Origin of the sequence: Bordetella genomosp. 9, from assembly GCF_002261425.1 — a bacterium.
Lineage (GTDB): Bacteria > Pseudomonadota > Gammaproteobacteria > Burkholderiales > Burkholderiaceae_B > Bordetella_C.
Genome location: NZ_NEVJ01000003.1, coordinates 1,073,493 through 1,089,307 on the forward strand (window position 1 = coordinate 1,073,493; position 15,815 = coordinate 1,089,307).

General features: G+C 69.4%; 14 protein-coding genes. 5 read left to right on the plus strand and 9 right to left on the minus strand.

Annotated features, from left to right (window positions below; translation table 11 throughout):
* The first annotated feature begins 1 nt into the window (after position 1).
* From CAL26_RS15890 to CAL26_RS15905, 4 genes are all read left to right on the plus strand, one after another.
* The gene (locus CAL26_RS15890; RefSeq protein WP_094847830.1) at positions 2 to 1,405 is read left to right on the plus strand and encodes an MmgE/PrpD family protein; all 1,404 of its coding nucleotides are present in this window, start codon (positions 2 to 4) and stop codon (positions 1,403 to 1,405) included.
* An 82-nt stretch (positions 1,406 to 1,487) separates the two neighbouring features.
* A complete protein-coding gene (locus tag CAL26_RS15895; protein ID WP_094847831.1) occupies positions 1,488 to 2,462 on the plus strand; it encodes a Bug family tripartite tricarboxylate transporter substrate binding protein in 975 nt (324 codons plus the stop codon).
* 40 nt (positions 2,463 to 2,502) lie between these two features.
* Positions 2,503 to 3,189 carry a hypothetical protein gene (locus CAL26_RS15900; RefSeq protein ID WP_143277444.1) on the plus strand — a complete coding sequence of 229 codons (687 nt, stop codon included), beginning with the start codon at positions 2,503 to 2,505 and terminating at the stop codon, positions 3,187 to 3,189.
* 62 nt (positions 3,190 to 3,251) lie between these two features.
* Entirely contained in the window at positions 3,252 to 4,280 is a 1,029-nt protein-coding gene (locus CAL26_RS15905; protein WP_094847833.1) for a Bug family tripartite tricarboxylate transporter substrate binding protein, read from the plus strand.
* A gap of 92 nt (positions 4,281 to 4,372) precedes the next feature.
* Here CAL26_RS15905 and CAL26_RS15910 read toward each other — a convergent pair whose 3' ends face one another.
* The 3 genes from CAL26_RS15910 to CAL26_RS15920 are packed head-to-tail and all read right to left on the minus strand — an operon-like array spanning position 4,373 to position 8,659.
* Positions 4,373 to 5,491, minus strand: a complete 1,119-nt coding sequence (locus tag CAL26_RS15910; RefSeq protein WP_094847834.1) for a lipocalin-like domain-containing protein — start codon at positions 5,489 to 5,491, stop codon at positions 4,373 to 4,375.
* Positions 5,481 to 7,967: an ABC transporter permease gene (locus CAL26_RS15915; RefSeq protein ID WP_094847835.1), complete on the minus strand. Its 2,487-nt coding sequence runs from the start codon at positions 7,965 to 7,967 to the stop codon at positions 5,481 to 5,483. Before CAL26_RS15915 ends, CAL26_RS15910 begins: the two co-directional genes overlap by 11 nt.
* Positions 7,964 to 8,659, minus strand: a complete 696-nt coding sequence (locus CAL26_RS15920; RefSeq protein WP_094847836.1) for an ABC transporter ATP-binding protein — start codon at positions 8,657 to 8,659, stop codon at positions 7,964 to 7,966. The genes CAL26_RS15915 and CAL26_RS15920 overlap by 4 nt, the downstream gene beginning before the upstream one ends.
* A 117-nt stretch (positions 8,660 to 8,776) precedes the next feature.
* Here CAL26_RS15920 and CAL26_RS15925 point away from each other — a divergent pair, with 117 nt between their 5' ends.
* Positions 8,777 to 9,643: a hypothetical protein gene (locus CAL26_RS15925; RefSeq protein ID WP_094847837.1), complete on the plus strand. Its 867-nt coding sequence runs from the start codon at positions 8,777 to 8,779 to the stop codon at positions 9,641 to 9,643.
* Here CAL26_RS15925 and CAL26_RS15930 read toward each other — a convergent pair.
* Genes CAL26_RS15930 through CAL26_RS15955 form a run of 6 tightly spaced genes read right to left on the minus strand, consistent with a single transcriptional unit; the run spans position 9,615 to position 15,807 of the window.
* Positions 9,615 to 10,673 carry an acyl-CoA dehydrogenase family protein gene (locus tag CAL26_RS15930; protein ID WP_094847838.1) on the minus strand — a complete coding sequence of 353 codons (1,059 nt, stop codon included), beginning with the start codon at positions 10,671 to 10,673 and terminating at the stop codon, positions 9,615 to 9,617. The genes CAL26_RS15925 and CAL26_RS15930 overlap by 29 nt on opposite strands.
* Positions 10,670 to 11,845, minus strand: coding sequence for an acyl-CoA dehydrogenase family protein (locus CAL26_RS15935; RefSeq protein WP_094847839.1), 1,176 nt, complete (start codon positions 11,843 to 11,845; stop codon positions 10,670 to 10,672). The genes CAL26_RS15930 and CAL26_RS15935 overlap by 4 nt, the downstream gene beginning before the upstream one ends.
* Positions 11,842 to 13,392 carry a class I adenylate-forming enzyme family protein gene (locus CAL26_RS15940; RefSeq protein ID WP_094847840.1) on the minus strand — a complete coding sequence of 517 codons (1,551 nt, stop codon included), beginning with the start codon at positions 13,390 to 13,392 and terminating at the stop codon, positions 11,842 to 11,844. Before CAL26_RS15940 ends, CAL26_RS15935 begins: the two co-directional genes overlap by 4 nt.
* A 9-nt stretch (positions 13,393 to 13,401) precedes the next feature.
* On the minus strand, positions 13,402 to 13,830 hold the full coding sequence (locus tag CAL26_RS15945) for a Zn-ribbon domain-containing OB-fold protein (protein ID WP_094849909.1): 429 nt from the start codon (positions 13,828 to 13,830) through the stop codon (positions 13,402 to 13,404).
* Positions 13,831 to 13,835: 5 nt separating this feature from the next.
* A complete protein-coding gene (locus tag CAL26_RS15950; protein WP_094847841.1) occupies positions 13,836 to 15,002 on the minus strand; it encodes a thiolase family protein in 1,167 nt (388 codons plus the stop codon).
* 4 nt (positions 15,003 to 15,006) lie between these two features.
* Positions 15,007 to 15,807, minus strand: coding sequence for an enoyl-CoA hydratase/isomerase family protein (locus tag CAL26_RS15955; RefSeq protein ID WP_218831558.1), 801 nt, complete (start codon positions 15,805 to 15,807; stop codon positions 15,007 to 15,009).
* Between the last annotated feature and the right edge of the window lie 8 nt (positions 15,808 to 15,815).

Genomic DNA, 15,815 nt, shown 5'->3' on the forward strand with positions numbered 1-15,815 from the left:
CATGGCCGCGCCTTCCGCCCCGACCGTGCTGCAGCAGCTGGCGGCATTCGTCCACGACGTACGCTACGAATCGCTGCCGCGCGAAGTCGTCGACTACGCCAAGCGCCTGATCCTGGATACGCTGGGCTGCGCCTTCGGCGCCATGGACAGCGACGTCGCCGTCGCGCTGCGCCGCTACGCGGACGATGCGGGCTGCGCGCCGCAGGCCACGCTGATCGGCAGCGGCCGCCGGACCTCCGTGGCGCTGGCCACGCTGGTCAATGGCGGCCTGCTGCGCTATCTGGATTGCAACGACTATTACTTCGGCCGCGATCCCGCCCATCCCAGCGGCAATCTGGCGCCGGCGCTGGCGATGGCGGAACGCCAGGGCCAGGGCGGCAAGGCGCTGATCGCCGCGCTGGTAGCCGCGTACGAGGTGCATCTGCGCCTGGCCGATCATGCCGGCGAACCCTCGTTGTGGCGGCGCGGCTGGCATCACGGCACCAATGCGCAGTTTTCCAGCGCGGCGCTGGCCGCGCGCCTGGCCGGCCTGGATGCCGCCGGCACGGCGCACGCCATGGCCATCGCGGGCAGCCACCAGAACACGCTGGCGCAACTGCAAAGCGGCGCGATCTCCATGATCAAGGCCACGGCGGAAGCCTGGGTCGCCAAGGCCGGCGTGGAAGCCGCGCTGCTGGCGGGCCACGGCATGACCGGCCCGCTGGCACTGGTGGAAGGCCAGAACGGCTGGGCCGCGACCGTGGCCGGACATACGGGCCAACAACTGGATGCCGCCGCCCTGACCGGCCCCTTCGACGGCCGCTATCGGCTGCTGGAAACCAGCATCAAGCCCTACCCCGTGGTCGCCACGGCGTCCGCGCCGGTATGGGCCGCGATCGATCTGCATCGGCAAGGCCTGCCGGCCGCCGACGCCATCGAGCGCATCGTCGTGCGACTGCCCAGCTTCGCCCTGCGCACGCCATCGGCCCACCCGGACCGCCGCTATCCCGCCGGCATCGAAAGCGCGCAGCACAGCTTCTATTTCTGCGCGGCGGTGGCGCTGCGCGACGGCGCCTGCGGCGACGCCCAGTTCCAGGACCGCGTACTGCGGGACCCGCTCCTGCGCGACCTGCTCGGCAAGGTCGAGTTGCAGGAAGACGCCGACCTGGATACGCGGTGGCCGCAGGCCGCCGGCGGCGGCATCGAACTCCATTTGCGCGATGGCCAGGTGCTGCGGCGCCTGTGCCCGTATCCGCCTGGCCATCCACGCCTGCCCTTGAGCGACGACGCACTGGCCGCCAAGTTCCTGGGTTATGCCGAACCGGTGCTGGGACACATGCGGGCGCACACCCTGCGCGACGCCGTCCTGCGCCTGGACGAGTACCAGGACCTGCGCGAATTCACGCCGCTGCTGGCGCCGGATTGAACGCAGGCAAAGCACGGATTGAACGCAAGCAAACCAACAACAACATCGACACCGGCGTCATCGCCAACCAAAGGAGACAGACATGAGGGGACCCATATTGAAGCGCGCCGCGTCGCTGGCGGCGGCATTGCTGCTGCCCATCGCGGCGTCGGCGCAGTCCTATCCGGACAAGCCCATCCACCTGATCGTGCCCTTCCCGCCCGGTGGCGTGGCGGACATCATCGCGCGACCCATCGCGGAAAAGCTGTCCACCACGCTGGGCCAGCCGGTCATCGTGGAAAACCGCGGCGGCGCCACCGGCACCATAGGCGCGGCCTTCGTCGCGCATTCGGCGCCCGACGGCTACACCCTGCTGCTGGGCACGACCAATGAAATCGCGATGAGCCCGACGCTGTACGGCACGCTGCCTTACGACCCGACCAAGGACTTCGCACCGGTGTCCATCGTCGCGCAATTCCCCAACGTGCTGGTCGTCAGCCCCAACGTCAAAACGGCCACGCTGGCCGACCTGACCGCGCAGGCCAAGGCCAAGCCCAGGAGCCTGACCTTCGCGTCTTCCGGCCTGGGCAGCACCAACCACCTGACCGCCGAGCTCTACCAGGGCGAAGCCGGGGTGCAGGTCACGCACATTCCCTACAAGGGCGGCGGCCCCGCGCTGGTGGACCTGAGCGGCGGGCACGTCGATGCCATGTTCGCCACCCTGCCGTCGGCCATCACGCTGATCAAGGCCGGCAAGCTGCATGCGCTGGCGGTCACCGGCGACAAGCGCTCGCCCGCGCTGCCCGACCTGCCGACGGTGAAGGAATCCGGCCTGCCGGGCGTCGTCGTCACCACCTGGAACGGCGTGCTCGCGCCCGCCGGCACGCCGCAGGCCGTCATCGACAGACTGGCGCAGGCACTCAAGCAGGCGACCGACGATCCCGGCATCCAGCAGAAGTTCGCTGCCGTCGGCGCGGAAACCACCTACACGCCGCCACAGGCCTTCGCGGGCATCATCCGCGACGATTACGCGCGCTGGTCGGCGCTGATCAAGAAGGCAGGAATCAAGGTCGACTGAACGTAGCCACTCGGCTGAACGAATCCACATAGGAATCGCAATGGCAGCAATGATAGGAAGCGGCGCGCTGGCGCTGTGGATAGACGTCGATCCCGCCTTGGACAAGGAAACCGACGCCTGGTACATCGTCGAGCATATGCCCGAACGCATCGACATCGGCGGCTATCGGCGCGCGCGGCGTTTCCAGGCCCTGGAAGGCGCCGAGCCGCGCTACCTGACCCTGTTCGAAGCCGACACGCCGGATGCGCTGGCCAGCCAGGGCTACCTGAGCCTGGTCGGCAGGATCAGCGACCAGTCCAAGCGTATCCGCGCGGGCTTTTCCAATGTCGCGCGCAATACCTTCCGCGTACGCGCCACGCATGGCCGCGGCCTGGGCGCGGTCACCCTGAGCCTGCGGCTGCGCCTGCGCGCCGGCGCGGACGGCGCCGCCGCCCACCGCTGGCTGGAGCAACGCCTGCGGGAAGCGATGGCGCGGCACGCCATCGTCGGCGCGCACAGCCTGGAGGCCGCGCCGGACGTCCGCGCCCGCATGGATGCCGTGCGCGTGACCGGGGTGGGCGACGCCAAGGTCGAGCACGCGGTCTTCATCGAAGCCACGCGACCGGAAGACCTGCATGCCCTGCGCGCCGATCTCTTCGCCACGCCGGCCCTGCAAGCCGCCGGCTGGGCGGAAGAGGCCTGCGGCATCTATGCATTGTTGTACGAGGTTGCCGAGCCAGGCAGATAATCGGCCACGCAATCCGGCGCCTACATACGACCGGAGCAGGCCAGACAAAAAAGGAGACACGCATGACCCACGCCGCACCCCGCACACACGCTCGCGCGTCCTGCAATCGGCCATCATCCGGCATGCGCCCGCGCGCCCTGCGCTGGCTGGCGGCGCTGGCGCTGCTGGCCGGATCGCAGGCCGGCCAGGCCGCCGGCTACCCCGACCACGCCATCACCTGGGTGGTGCCCTACCCGCCCGGCGGCACCACCGACGTCATCGCGCGCAACCTGGCGCAGGCCATGGGGCCTATCCTGGGGCAATCCATCGTGGTGGAAAACAAGGCCGGCGCGGGCGGCCAGACGGCCATGGCCTATGTGGCGCGCGCCACGCCCGACGGCTACACGCTGCTGGTCAGCGACGCCAGCGTCGCCACCGCGCCCAGTCTCTATCCCAGCATGCCTTTCGATCCGGCCAAGGATCTGCAGGCGGTCGCGCTGTTCGTCACCGTGCCGCACGTACTGGTGGTCAACCCCGCGCTGAAGGCGAACTCGCTGAAGGAGCTGATCGCGCTCACGGAGAAAGAACCCGGCAAGATCAACTTCAGCTCCGGCGGCATAGGTTCGCCGCTGCACCTGGCCGGCGAAGCGCTGCGCCTGGAAACCGGCCTGAAATGGACCCACATCCCCTACAAGGGCGCGGGTCCCGCCCTGATGGCCGCGGTCAGCGGCGAAGCGCAGGTCGCCACGCCTTCGCTGCCCGCCGCGCTGCCGCAGGTGCAGGCCGGCAAGCTGCGGGCGCTGGCCGTCACCAGCCCGCAACGCATCGCCCTGTTGCCGGACGTACCCACGGTTGGCGAGCTGGGCTATCCCAAGGCCACCGTATTCGGCTGGGTCGGCCTGCACGCGCCGGCCGGCACGCCGCCGCAAGTCCTGCAAACGCTGGCAGCCGCCGCGCGCAAGGCCTTGCAGGACCCTGCCTTGATGGAACGCCTGAAAGGCCAGGGCGCGGAAAATGCCTATCGCGACAGCGCCGGCTACGGCAAGCTGGTCACCGAAGAAGCCGCGCGCTGGAAGCGCGTCGTACAGGAGGCAGGCATCAAGCCTGAATAGCTCTTCAACGGGCCCGCGGATGCCCGCATGTCCGCGCACGGCCTGGCGGCTTCGCGCCGTACTGTAGCCAGCCGGTATGACAGCCGTCGGAATCAATAGCCGGTCATTTCCAGGTAGCCGGTTCCACCCGGCTGGCCGCCGCCGTTGGCCAATCGCACCGGCCCCTCCCAATACGGAAAGGACGTCGCCATCCACGCCCTCGGCTGCACGGCAGCCGCCGTCACGTCCACCGGACCCGCGGGCAAGCCCGCCACCCTGACCCGCCAACGCGTCGGCAGCTCGCGGCCGTCATCTTGCCGCGTCCATTCCAACGGATCCAGGCTGATCTGCTGGCTCCGCAGCGGCGTGACGCTGCCGTTCGCGGCTATCCACGTCCCCGCACGATACGGCGCGCCGTGCTTCTGGCGCACCTGGAACAGCATCAGCTTGGCGCCGTCGGCCAGGTGCAGGGAAAACCAATCCCAACCCTGCTGATCGGCGGACAGCGGCTGGCTGCTCCACTCCCGGTCCAGCCAGGCGCGGCCTTGCACGCGATGGCGCTTGCCGGCACGCTCGATCTCGCCGCTGACCTTGTAGAAGGGTTGGCTGTAGTAGTACGAGGCCTGTCCCTCGCCCGACTTTTCGCTATAGCCGGCATCGCCGTGCAGCACGAGGGGCCCCTGGCTGCGCAGGGATAGCCGGTAGCCGAAGTCCGTGCCGTTCGCCTGCATCGTCAGGCTGTCCATGTCGGGCCCTTGCAGCGACCAATCGTCGATCCAGGCGCGGAAAGGCACGGCCTGCACACCCGCCTGGCCGATGCCGCCGCGCGCCAGTTTTTCCGCGAATTGATGGCCGGCGGCATCGGTCAAGGCCGCGTGCGCCATCCAGACGTCGGCGCTTTCCCATCCCGCCTGGTCCGCGCCCGGACGCAGAGCCGACCGGAACAGCGTCCATTGCACGCCCCAGTCATGGCCGTCCTCATCCCGCAGATCCGCGGTGACATACCACCATTCGATGCGATAGCCGTCATGCGGCCCGTGGTCCGCGGGAAAACTTAGCGGCTTGCCCCGTTGCACCTGGGCATAGGCGGATGCCTCGCCGCCCAGGCCGGCATAGCCCGCGCCGGACGCGGCCGGCTTGCCATCGTCGCATGCGGCCAGCAGGCACAGCACGGCGGCCGCCAGCAGCGCGGCGAGTGCCTTCGCATACCCCTTTGCAATGCTAGGACTCATGGGCGAACTGCCTGAGAAGGTCGGCCGGCTGCCGCCGCCGCAATTGCCAGATCGGCCACGCGGCGGCCAGCAGGCTGGTCAGCAGGCCCAGGGCCGCCAGGCCCCCCAGCTGCGCCGGGAACACATACAAAGGCAGGCGCCAGCCAAAGGCCTGCACGTTCACGATGGCCACCAGCGTCCACGCCAGCAACACGCCCAGCGGCATGGCGCACAGCACGGTCAGCACGGATAGCGTCAGCACCTGGCCCAGCGCCAGCCAGGCCAGCTTGCGGCGCGCGACGCCCAGGGCCCACAGCGGCGCCAGTTGCGCCAGCCTGCTCTGGCTCAAGGTGAGCAGGCTGATGAACAGCGCGATCCCCGCCACGCCCAAGGTGAGCGTGTTCAAGGCGCCGGTGGCGGCGAAGGTGCGCTCGAACACCTGCGTGGACCACAGTTTGATCGAAGCCTGGTCCACCACCTGCATGCCGTCGGCGCCATAGCGTTGTTCCAATGCGGCACGCAACGACGGCAGGCGCTCATGCGCCGCGTAGATGTTGACGCTGCGCACGGCCGCCTGCGCGAGCTGGCCGCGCAGCGCGTCGGCCTGCATCAGCACGTGGCCGCGCGGGTTGCCGTAGTCGGCGTAGATCGCGCCCACCGTATAGGCCGGCGGCGCCCCGCCCTGTCCGGCCGCGGGTCCGAACGGGGCCAGGCTGTCGCCCAGGCGCAGATGCAGGCGCCGCGCCAGCTGCTCGCTGATCATCACGCCGCGTCCATCCGCCAGCCGCTCCCAGGCATCGGCCGTCCGCTCCAGCAAGGGCCATTGGCGCCGGGTCTCTGGATCGTCGACCACGCCTTGCAACTCCACCGGCCAGCCCCGCACGTGCGTGGTCGCACGCCATTGCGGCAGCGCCGCCCGCACGCCGGGCTGCGCGCGCAGCCACGCCACCGCGTCCACGCCCTGCGCGCTATCGCGCGGATTCAGGTAGATATCGGCGGACAGCCGCTGGTCCAGCCAGCTCACGAAGGTCTTGCGAAACCCGTCCGTCATGCTGCCGACGCCGACGCTGGCGCCCAACGCCAACAGCAAGGCCATCAATGCCAGGCTCAAGGCCGGCAGTTGCTGGCGGCTGTCGGCGATGAACCAGGACGCCAGCGGGCCGCGAACCCGTCGCGCGCTCCACGCCAGCACGCCGTCCAGCAGGGACGGCAGCAATAGCGCGGCGGCCAGCAGGATCGCCGCCTGCATGGCGAACGCGCTCGCCAGGCCATCGCCCCATACGCCGCACCCCACCGCCAGCAGGATCAACAGGCCGGCCACCAGCAGCTGGCGCTTCTGCCACGCGGCCTGCGCCGCGCGCCATGCCTGCGGACGCGCCACCGCCAGGAGGGGCAGGCGCGCGGCGCGCACCAGGCTGCCTGCGCCGGCCACCAATGCGCCCAGCAGCGTCATGCCCACACCGGCCAGCCACCACCATGCGGGCAGGCTCAGGCGGCCGGCCACTTCCGCGCCATACAGCCCACGCAGGCTGGCCGCCATATCGCCCAGCAACAGGCCGGCCAGCAGATAGCCGCTCGCCACGCCGGCCAGGCCGCCGATCACCGCGAACAGGCCGAGTTCCAAGGACAGCGCCGCCATCAGCATGCGCAGGCTGATCCCCAGGGCGCGCAGCGTCCGCAATAATGCGCGCCGCTGTTCCAACGCCAGGCCGATCGACGCATGCACGATGAACAGGCCCACGATGAAGGCCAGCATGCCCAGGGCCGCCAGATTCAAATGGAAGCTCGCGGTCAGGCGATCCAGGTCGTCGCGATCTTCCGCGTCGGGCGCCGGCGCCAGCACGTCCGTCCAGGCCGCCGGCACGGCGGGCGCCGCCTTGCCCGGCAGCAGCAGGCGCGAGATCCTGCCGGGCGCGTGCAGCAGTTGCTGGGCATGGCCGATATCCATCACCAGGATGCCCGGCGCCAGCCCCGGCTGCAGCCGTAGCGGCGGTAGCCGTTCGCCGTCCAGCGTGACGGGCCGGTCGCCTTCCCGCATGGCCAGCCGCCGCAAGGTATCCGGCCCCGCCCAGGCCTGGCCGGGCTGGCCGATGAAGTCGCCCAGCTCGAACGCGCTGATGGCCTGGCCGCCGACCGCGCTGCCCGCGGGCAGGCTCAAGGGCTCGATGCCCAGCACCCGCAGCGCCACGGGCGGATCGCCGGCGAAGCGCAGGCGGCCTTCCAATATTGGCGATACCTGCCAGCCGTCCAGGCGCAGCCGCACGTACACGTCCTGGTCGAGATCGCCGCCGTGCCGCGGCAGCCATTGCGCCTGCGCGGGTCCCGCCAGCACCGCGCCGGCGCGCGCGTAATCCTGGCGCGCCTGCGCGTTCAAGGCCTGCACGCCGCTCCACAGCGCGGTCGCCAGCCACAACCCGCAGACGATACTGGCGCACTGCAGCGGATGGCGGCGCCAGTGGCTGGCCAGGGCCCGCATGCAAGACAGGAAGGCTTTCATCGCGGATCGCCCGATACGGCCCGCCGCGGCGCGCCGTCATCGCAGACCTGGCCCAGATGCAGCCTCAGCTGGCGCGACAGCCGTGCCGCGAGCCGCCCGCTGTGGGTCACCATCAACAAGGCGCTGCCCGCGTCGCGCACCAGCTCCAGCAACAGGTCGAGGACCGCGTCGCTGCTGGCCTCGTCCAGGCTGCCGGTGGGCTCGTCGGCCAGCACCAGCGGCGGCCGGCCAGCCAGCGCGCGGCCGATCGCCACGCGCTGCTGCTGTCCGCCGGAGAGCTGTTCGGGATAGCGTGACAGCAGCGCGGCCAACCCCAGCCGCTGTGCAAGATGCGCAATCCAGGCGGGATCGTGGCGGCCCGCAAGGCGCGCCTGGAAACTCAGGTTGCTCGATACGTCCAGGCTGCCGATCAGGTTGTACTGCTGGAACACCAGGCCGATGCCCGTCCTGCGCCACTGCGCCAGGCCGGCCTCGCCACGGGTATGCAAGGGGGCGCCGTCCACCAGCACGCGTCCGCCATCCGGCGACTCAAGGCCCGCCACCAGGTGCAGCAGGGTGCTCTTGCCGCTGCCGGATTCGCCCGTCAGGGCCAGGCTGGTGCCGGCATCCAGCCGCAGGTCCACGCCGCGCAGCACCGGCAAAGGCCCCTGAGCGGTGGCGAACGATTTATACAGATCCTCGACAACCAGCACAGCTGACTCCTTGCCGCATGCGAAATACCCCGCCTATCGTACCGCCCCTGTGTACAGGAACTTAAAAGGGAGGCCCCGCACTCAGCCGTCGCCACTGACCACTGTAAGGAGTCACAAGTGAGCATGTCCACCACGCTTGCCTTCGGCGCCGCCGCGATTCCCGCGCCCCCTGATCCGCTCTTGCCTGCCAGGCACGCCTTCGAAGCGACCCACGCCAGCGCCGCCTTCGACGCCGTGCCCGTCGAGCCGTCCGCGCCCCAGGCCCGATTCCGTCGCGACGGCCCGGCTTCCGACCGGAGCGCCGGACCTACCCAGTGCTATTACACGATGAACCCGCTGAACGATGTCCGCCCCGATGCCGACGGCAAGATACGGGGCGCGGATCTGCAAGGTACGCTGGCATACGAACGGCTGGTCCATACGCTCAGCAAGGACCCGCTCGCGCCGGCGCGCGACCCGTCGGACGCCGATAAGGCAAAGGCGCGGGTCGTTGTGGATCGCATGAGGCTGCCCTTGCGCGGCACCCTGGTGGCGCCCTGCCATACGGGTCACGGGCCGGGGGATCGGTCGGTCCACGAAGCGGCGACACCCAGCCCGGCGGCTGCCGGCCGGCAGCGCCGGGCCGTTTCCGAAGGCGCCGACGCTCACACCGACACCGGCGGCAACGCAAACGCGAACGCCCCCACGCCGGGCACGGCCGACCCATGCCGGCCGGCCGGGCTATGGCAGCGTGTATTCGATACCATGGTCCGCCTCGTCCGGGTCCTTGCGCATCCGCCCGTCATTCCCGAGGCGGCGTCCAGCGCGGACGCCAAGCGTCCCGCCGCATGCCGGGAAGCGGAGCGCGCCGCCGATCAGCGTGCGGCCGAGCAGGAAGCGCGCGACTACGAGAACCATCTGTTCGCCTGGACCGCGTCCGCTACCCGCCGGCGCCGTGAGGTGGCCCCTGAGGTGGTCAGTGAGCTGGCCCGTCAGCTGGCGTGACGTCCACCAGCACCTGACGCACGTCCCGTCCATGGCGCGCGCCCACGGTCATCGCCCGTCTCAGATAAAGCCCGGCATCGTGCTCGTCCGCGAAACCGATGGCGCCATGGAATTGGATCGCTTCCTCGGTCACGCGCAGGGCGGACGCCGCCGCACGATGCCGGGCCGCCGCGGCTGCCCAGCCTTCCCGCGCACCGCCCCAGGCCCGCGCGGCCTCGAAGACCAGGGCGCGGCTGGTCCTGCAATCGACATGGCACGTCGCGGCGCGGTGCTGCAGCGCCTGGAAGCTGCCTATGGGCACGCCGAACTGCCGGCGCAGGCGCATGTAGTCCAGCGCCAGCTTCAGCGCCTCTTCCGTCAGGCCGCTCAAATAGGCGGCATCCAGCAGCCATGACAGGTGGCGGCCCTGCCGCCACGCCTGCGCACCCGGATCGCCGCGCAGCATCACCGGCGCTTCCCGCCAGGCGCCCGCGTCGATTTGGATATCGGCCAGCGCGCTTCCGTCGACCGCCACACGCGGCGCGTAGCGGGTTCCCGCCGCATCCCGGCGCAGCAGCCTGGCCTCGAAAGCGTCGCCCTCGCCGTCGGCCAGCAGCCAGTGTGTCGCCGCGCCCGCATCCGGCACCAGCATGGCGACGCAGTCGTCCTGCTGGTGCCGGGCGACGGGGGCCGGCACGACCAGCGCGTCACCTGCCAGCAGCTCGGCAAGAACACCCTGGGCCGCATCGCCGCCGTGCGCCAGGACGCCGGCCGCGGCCATGCCCGTGCCGACCGGCGCCATCATCAGCGCGCGCCCGGCCTCCTGCGCCACCACCGCGGCCGCCGCCGCGGACCATCCCAGGCCGCCCCGTTCTTCCGGGACGGCGATCCCGAACCACCCCAGCCCGGCAATGTCCCGCCAGGCCGCCCAGTCCCAACCCGGACGGCCGTCATGGACTGCGCGCGCGGCCGCGGGGCCCGCCCGCGACGCGGCGTAGTGCGCCGCGCTCTCGCCTATCATCCGCAATTGCTCGGCGATCTCGCTGCTCATCCCTTGCTCCCCGCGGGCGGCAAGCCCAGCACCCGTGTCGCGATGATGCCGCGCTGCACCTCGCTGCTGCCGCCATAGATCCCCAGCCTGCGCGCCTGCAGGAACATCTGCGTGGCGTCCAGCAGGTCGTCGCCGTGACGCACGGGATCGCGCAGTGCGGCCGCGGGACCGGCCACGCGGCGCGCCAGGTCCAGCAGCAGATGCACCGTATCGGTGGCCAGCAGCTTCAGGTAGGCGCTGTCCACGCCGCCTTCCCTCGCTCCACACGCTTCGCCGGCCTCGGCGGCCTCCAGATAGGCGGCGCACAGCGCTTGTACCTCCACCTCGGCCAGCGCGGCTTCCTCCCGCAGGCAAGCGGGCACGCCATCGGCCGGCGCCGCGCGCAGCATCATGCGCAGGCGCTCGCGGGCCCGCAGCGCCTGCGCCGGCGAGCCGATCCGCAGCCGCTCCTCGCTCAAGACGGCGGTCGCCACGTCCCAGCCGCGATTCAGCTCGCCCACCACGTTTTCCAGCGGGACGGCGACGTCGTCGAAGAACACTTCCGCGAACTCGTCGTCGCCGGCGATGGTGCGGATGGGGCGGCGCCGGATGCCCGGCGTATCCATGGGAATGAGCACAAACGTGATGCCGTCGCGAGGCTTGCCCTCTTTCGAAGTGCGCACCAGCGCGAACATCCAATCCGCATGATGGCCCCAGGTGGTCCAGATCTTGTGGCCGTTGATCACCAGATTGCCGTCGCGCGGCTCGGCGCGCGTCGCCAGGCTCGCCAGGTCCGATCCCGCGCCGGGTTCGGAATAGCCCTGGCACCAGATCGCATCGCCCGCCAGGATGGCCGGCAGGTGCCGCGCCCGCTGGGCCGGCGTGCCGCGCGCGATCAGCAGCGGTCCGATATGGTTGAGCCCCTGCGTGGGGATGTCGGGCGTACCCGCGACCGCCATCTCCTCCATCAGGATCAGCTGTTCCATCGGCGTCGCGCCCATGCCGCCGTGCTCGCGCGGCCAATGCGGCGCGATCCATCCGCGCCGCGACAGCGTCCGGTACCAACGCATCGCTTCCTCGCGTTCAGGCCGGAACGTCGCGTGGCGCAGGGACGCCGGCACATGTTTCCGCAGCCAGTCGCGCACTTCCAGGCGGAAAGCGGCCTGTTCCGGGGACTCCGCTCTGAGCATCATGCCGCGCGCACCAGCCGGGCCAGGGCCATCTCGCGCAGATCGCGCTTCAACACCTTGCCCACGCCGCTGCGAGGCAGCGTCTCGACAAAGAACACATGCTTGGGCTTCTTGTAGCTGGCGATTCTTTCCCGCGCATGGGCCTGCACGGCCTCCACGGTGAGCGCGGCGCCCGGACGCAGCTCGATGAAGGCCGCCACCGCCTCGCCGTAGATGGAATCGGGCACACCCACCACCGCCACGTCGGCCACGGCGGGATGCTCGGCCAGCGCCTGCTCGACTTCCTTGGTGTAGATGTTGAAGCCGCCGCTCAGCACCATGTCCTTCTTGCGATCGACGATATACAGGTAACCGTCGCTGTCGAAGCGGCCCATGTCGCCGGTATGCACCCAGCCGTCCACGATGGTTTCCGCGCTTGCCTCGGGCCGTCCGAAGTAGCCGCGCATGGTCGTGAAGCGGCCGGCCTCGCCGGCGCGCACCAGGATCTCGCCCACGTCGTCGACGGATACCTGCTGCCCGCGATCGTCGACCAGCTTGACCTCCACGCCGGGCGACACGCGCCCCACCGACCCGGGATGGGTGAACTGTTCCTCATGATTGAGGACGGTGACCGAGCCGACCTCGGTCATGGCGAAGAAGGAATGCAGCCGCGCCTGCGGCAGCTTTTCTATCATGCGGCGCTTCAGTTCGATGGGAAAGGCTTCGCCCGTGACGATGATGTGGCGCAGGCTGGCGCAACGCGCGGCCTGTTCCTCCAGCACCGGCATCAGCATGCGCGCGACGGTGGGCACCATGCCGGCCGCCGTCACCCGTTCGCGCTCGATCGTATCGACCGCCTGCTGCGCGTCGAAGCGTTCCATCACCACCAGCGTCGCGCCCAGGCCCATGGAATTCATCAGCCGCGCCAGGCCGGTGCGGTGCGCCAGCGGGGTCGTGACCAGGAAGACGTCCTGCGCCGTGATGCCCCACTCCACGGCATTGGCGAAGGCATTGCCGATGACGAAGTTCGCATGCGTCAGGATGGCGCCCTTGGGCTGCCCGGTGGTACCCGACGTATACATGATCATGGCGTCGTCGGGATGCAGCGGCGCGTCGGGCAGGCGTTCGTCGGAAGGCCGCATCAGCGCGGCCAGGGATTGCGCCTGACTGGCTCCGTCGGTAACGTCGCCGACCACCACCCGCAACATGCCCTTGAACTCCTCCCGCACCGCGTCGATGTTCGCCGCGTCATCGGCGTGGAACACCAGCATGCGCGCCTGGCTGTCCCGCGCGAAATACGCCAGTTCCCGCACCGTGTTGCGCGTGTTCACCGGAATCACCACCGCCCCCAGCCAGAAGGCGGCATACAGCACCTGCGCGATCTCGACGCAGTTGGGCAGATAGACGACCACGCGATCGCCCGCCCCCACCCCGGCCCTGCGCATGCCGGCCGCCAGCGAACGCGAGGTCGCCAGCAACTCCGCGTACGTCAGGGACTGCTTGCCGCATTTCACCGCCGTCTTCGACGGAAAGCGCAGCGCATGCGCCGCCAGGAATTGTTCTAGCCGCATGATCTCGCCTTATTCCAGTTCGAAGGCCGGATAGGGATGCTCGGGCGCCAGATGGTCGATGGCCAGCCTGACGCGCTTGCCCACGGCCAGGTCGGCCGGCTCGCAGTTCAGCACGTTGGCGATGATGCGCACGCCTTCGTCCAGCTCCACCGTGGCCACGCACAGGGGGATGCGGCCTTCCACGCCCGGCCCGGGGATGCGCACCACGGTGCAGGCATAGATGGCGCCCTTGCCGGACACCTCGCGCCATTCCAGCGTGCGCTGCCCCGTATAGCTGCTGACCGGTTTGGGATAGTGCTGGAAGCGGCGCGCGACGGTGCAGTACTGCAGCACCAGCTTGCCCCGTGCGATGCCGTCCCAGAACGGCTGGGTATCCACATAGACGCCCTGCCTGGGGATGGGACGCGCGGGCGTGCTCGTGGCGGTCTTGTCGTTCATGGTCTTCATGCCTCCAGTACCATCGCCGAACTGGTGCCCCAGTTGCGGCCGTAGGGAATCACGCCTATGCCGGTGACCAAGGCGTTGCTCGGATCCTTCACCTGGCGGCTGCCGCCTTCGCCGAACATCTGGCGCACGGCCTCGGCCAGGTTCAGGCCGCCGCTGGCCAGGCCCGGCTGGCCGGCGGAAATCTGGCCACCCCCGGTGTTCAAGGGAAGGTCGCCTTCGAAGGACAAATCGGTGCGCAGGGTGTACGCGGCCCCCTCCCCCCGCTCGCAGAAACCGAAGGCCTCGAACTGCATCATCACGGCGATGGTGAAATCGTCGTAGGGCTGGAACATGCGGACGTCCCGGGGGCTCAGTCCGGCGCGCCGCAGGACTTCCGGCCCGATCTTGCTGAAGCCCGTGTGGGTGATATCGGCCAGCGGATCCGCGCCGTTGAAGTTGGTGACTTCGCCGTAGGCCACCGGATACACCATGTTCTTCAGCCCCAGCCGTTTGGCGTTGGCTTCGCTGGTCACGATGAAGGCGTTCGCGCCATCGCAGAACATCACGCTGTCCAGTACCCGCAGCGGGTCGGCGATCACCCGCGATTCCAGGTATTCCTGCATGGAAAGCGGCTTCTGGAATTTCTTCAGCGCGTTCGGGTTGTGCAAGGCGTGCGCGCGCTGCGTCACGGCGATCTTGCCCAGGGCCTGCGGGTCCAGCCCATACTGATGGATGTAGCGGCTCATCAGCAGGCCGAAGCTGGCCGGCGGCCCCTGCACGCCCGGCGGGTCCTGGAACTCGCCCCGATACGCGCCATAGTTGGAGCGCCAGTCGGTGCTCGGCGCGTCGGCCGACATGACGACCGCCAGGGAACACATGCCATCGCGGATCGCCGACATGGCCCGCGCCACGCCGCCGGTCGCGGAGCAGCCGCCCATGCCGCCGTAGTTCAGCCAGCTGGGCGTCAGGCCCAGGGCTTCGGTCATGTACACCGCGAAGAACGGGTTCTGGGCCTCGGACAAGGCGGTAGTGACCGACAGGCCATCGATTTCGTTCTTGTCTATCCCCGTACGTTCCAGCAACTGGTCCAGCGCCTCGCCCGCCAGGTCGTAGGCGCTGCGCCCCGTCTTGAAGCCCACCGGCGTCTCGGCATAGCCGGCGATCACCATATCCCTCTTCTTCATGCTCTTACTCTCCTCGGAAGTCCGGCGTTCTTTTCTCGCGGAAGGCCGACAGTCCTTCGGCGCGGTCGCGCGTGAAATACAGCATGAAGGAAGCATCCCCTTCCGCCGCCATGCCTTCGGCCAGGGGCAGGTCCATCCCCCGATCGATCATCGCCTTGGTGAACATCACCGACAGCGGCGCATTGCCGCCTATCGTGCGTGCCAACTCGCGCGCCTTTTCAAGCGCCTGGCCCGCCTCGGTAACATGGTTGACGAGGCGGTATTCGCGCGCTTCGGCGGCAGCCAGGCGCCGACCGGTCCACATCAGCTCCTTGGCCAGCGCGGGCCCGACCAGGCGCGGCAGGGTCTGCGTGCCGCCGCCGCCTGGCATCATGCCCAGGCGGATTTCGGGCAGGCCGAACTTGGCGTTGGCGCCAGCCACGATCATGTCCGACACCAGGGCCAGCTCAAGGCCGCCGCCCAGCGCATAACCCTCGACGACGCTAATGATGGGCTTGGAGTACGCGGGCAACTCGCGGAACAGCCGGTTGACCTTGCGCTGGCGCCGCCGCTTGCGATAGAAGTCGAAATACTCGTTGTCGCCGATGGTGAATTCGCTGGTGTCGATGCCGGTGCAGAAGGCCTTGTCGCTGCCTTTCAGCAGAATCGCGGCCACATCGCGCGTCGCCTCGGCTTCGTTCAGGACGTCCATGATTTCCTGCGCGGTCTGCTCGCGCAGGGAATTCATTTTCTCCGGGCGATTCAGGGTGATTTCCAACCAGCCTTCGACGCGCTCAACAATGATGTCTTCGGTGTTCATCTTCATCGGATACT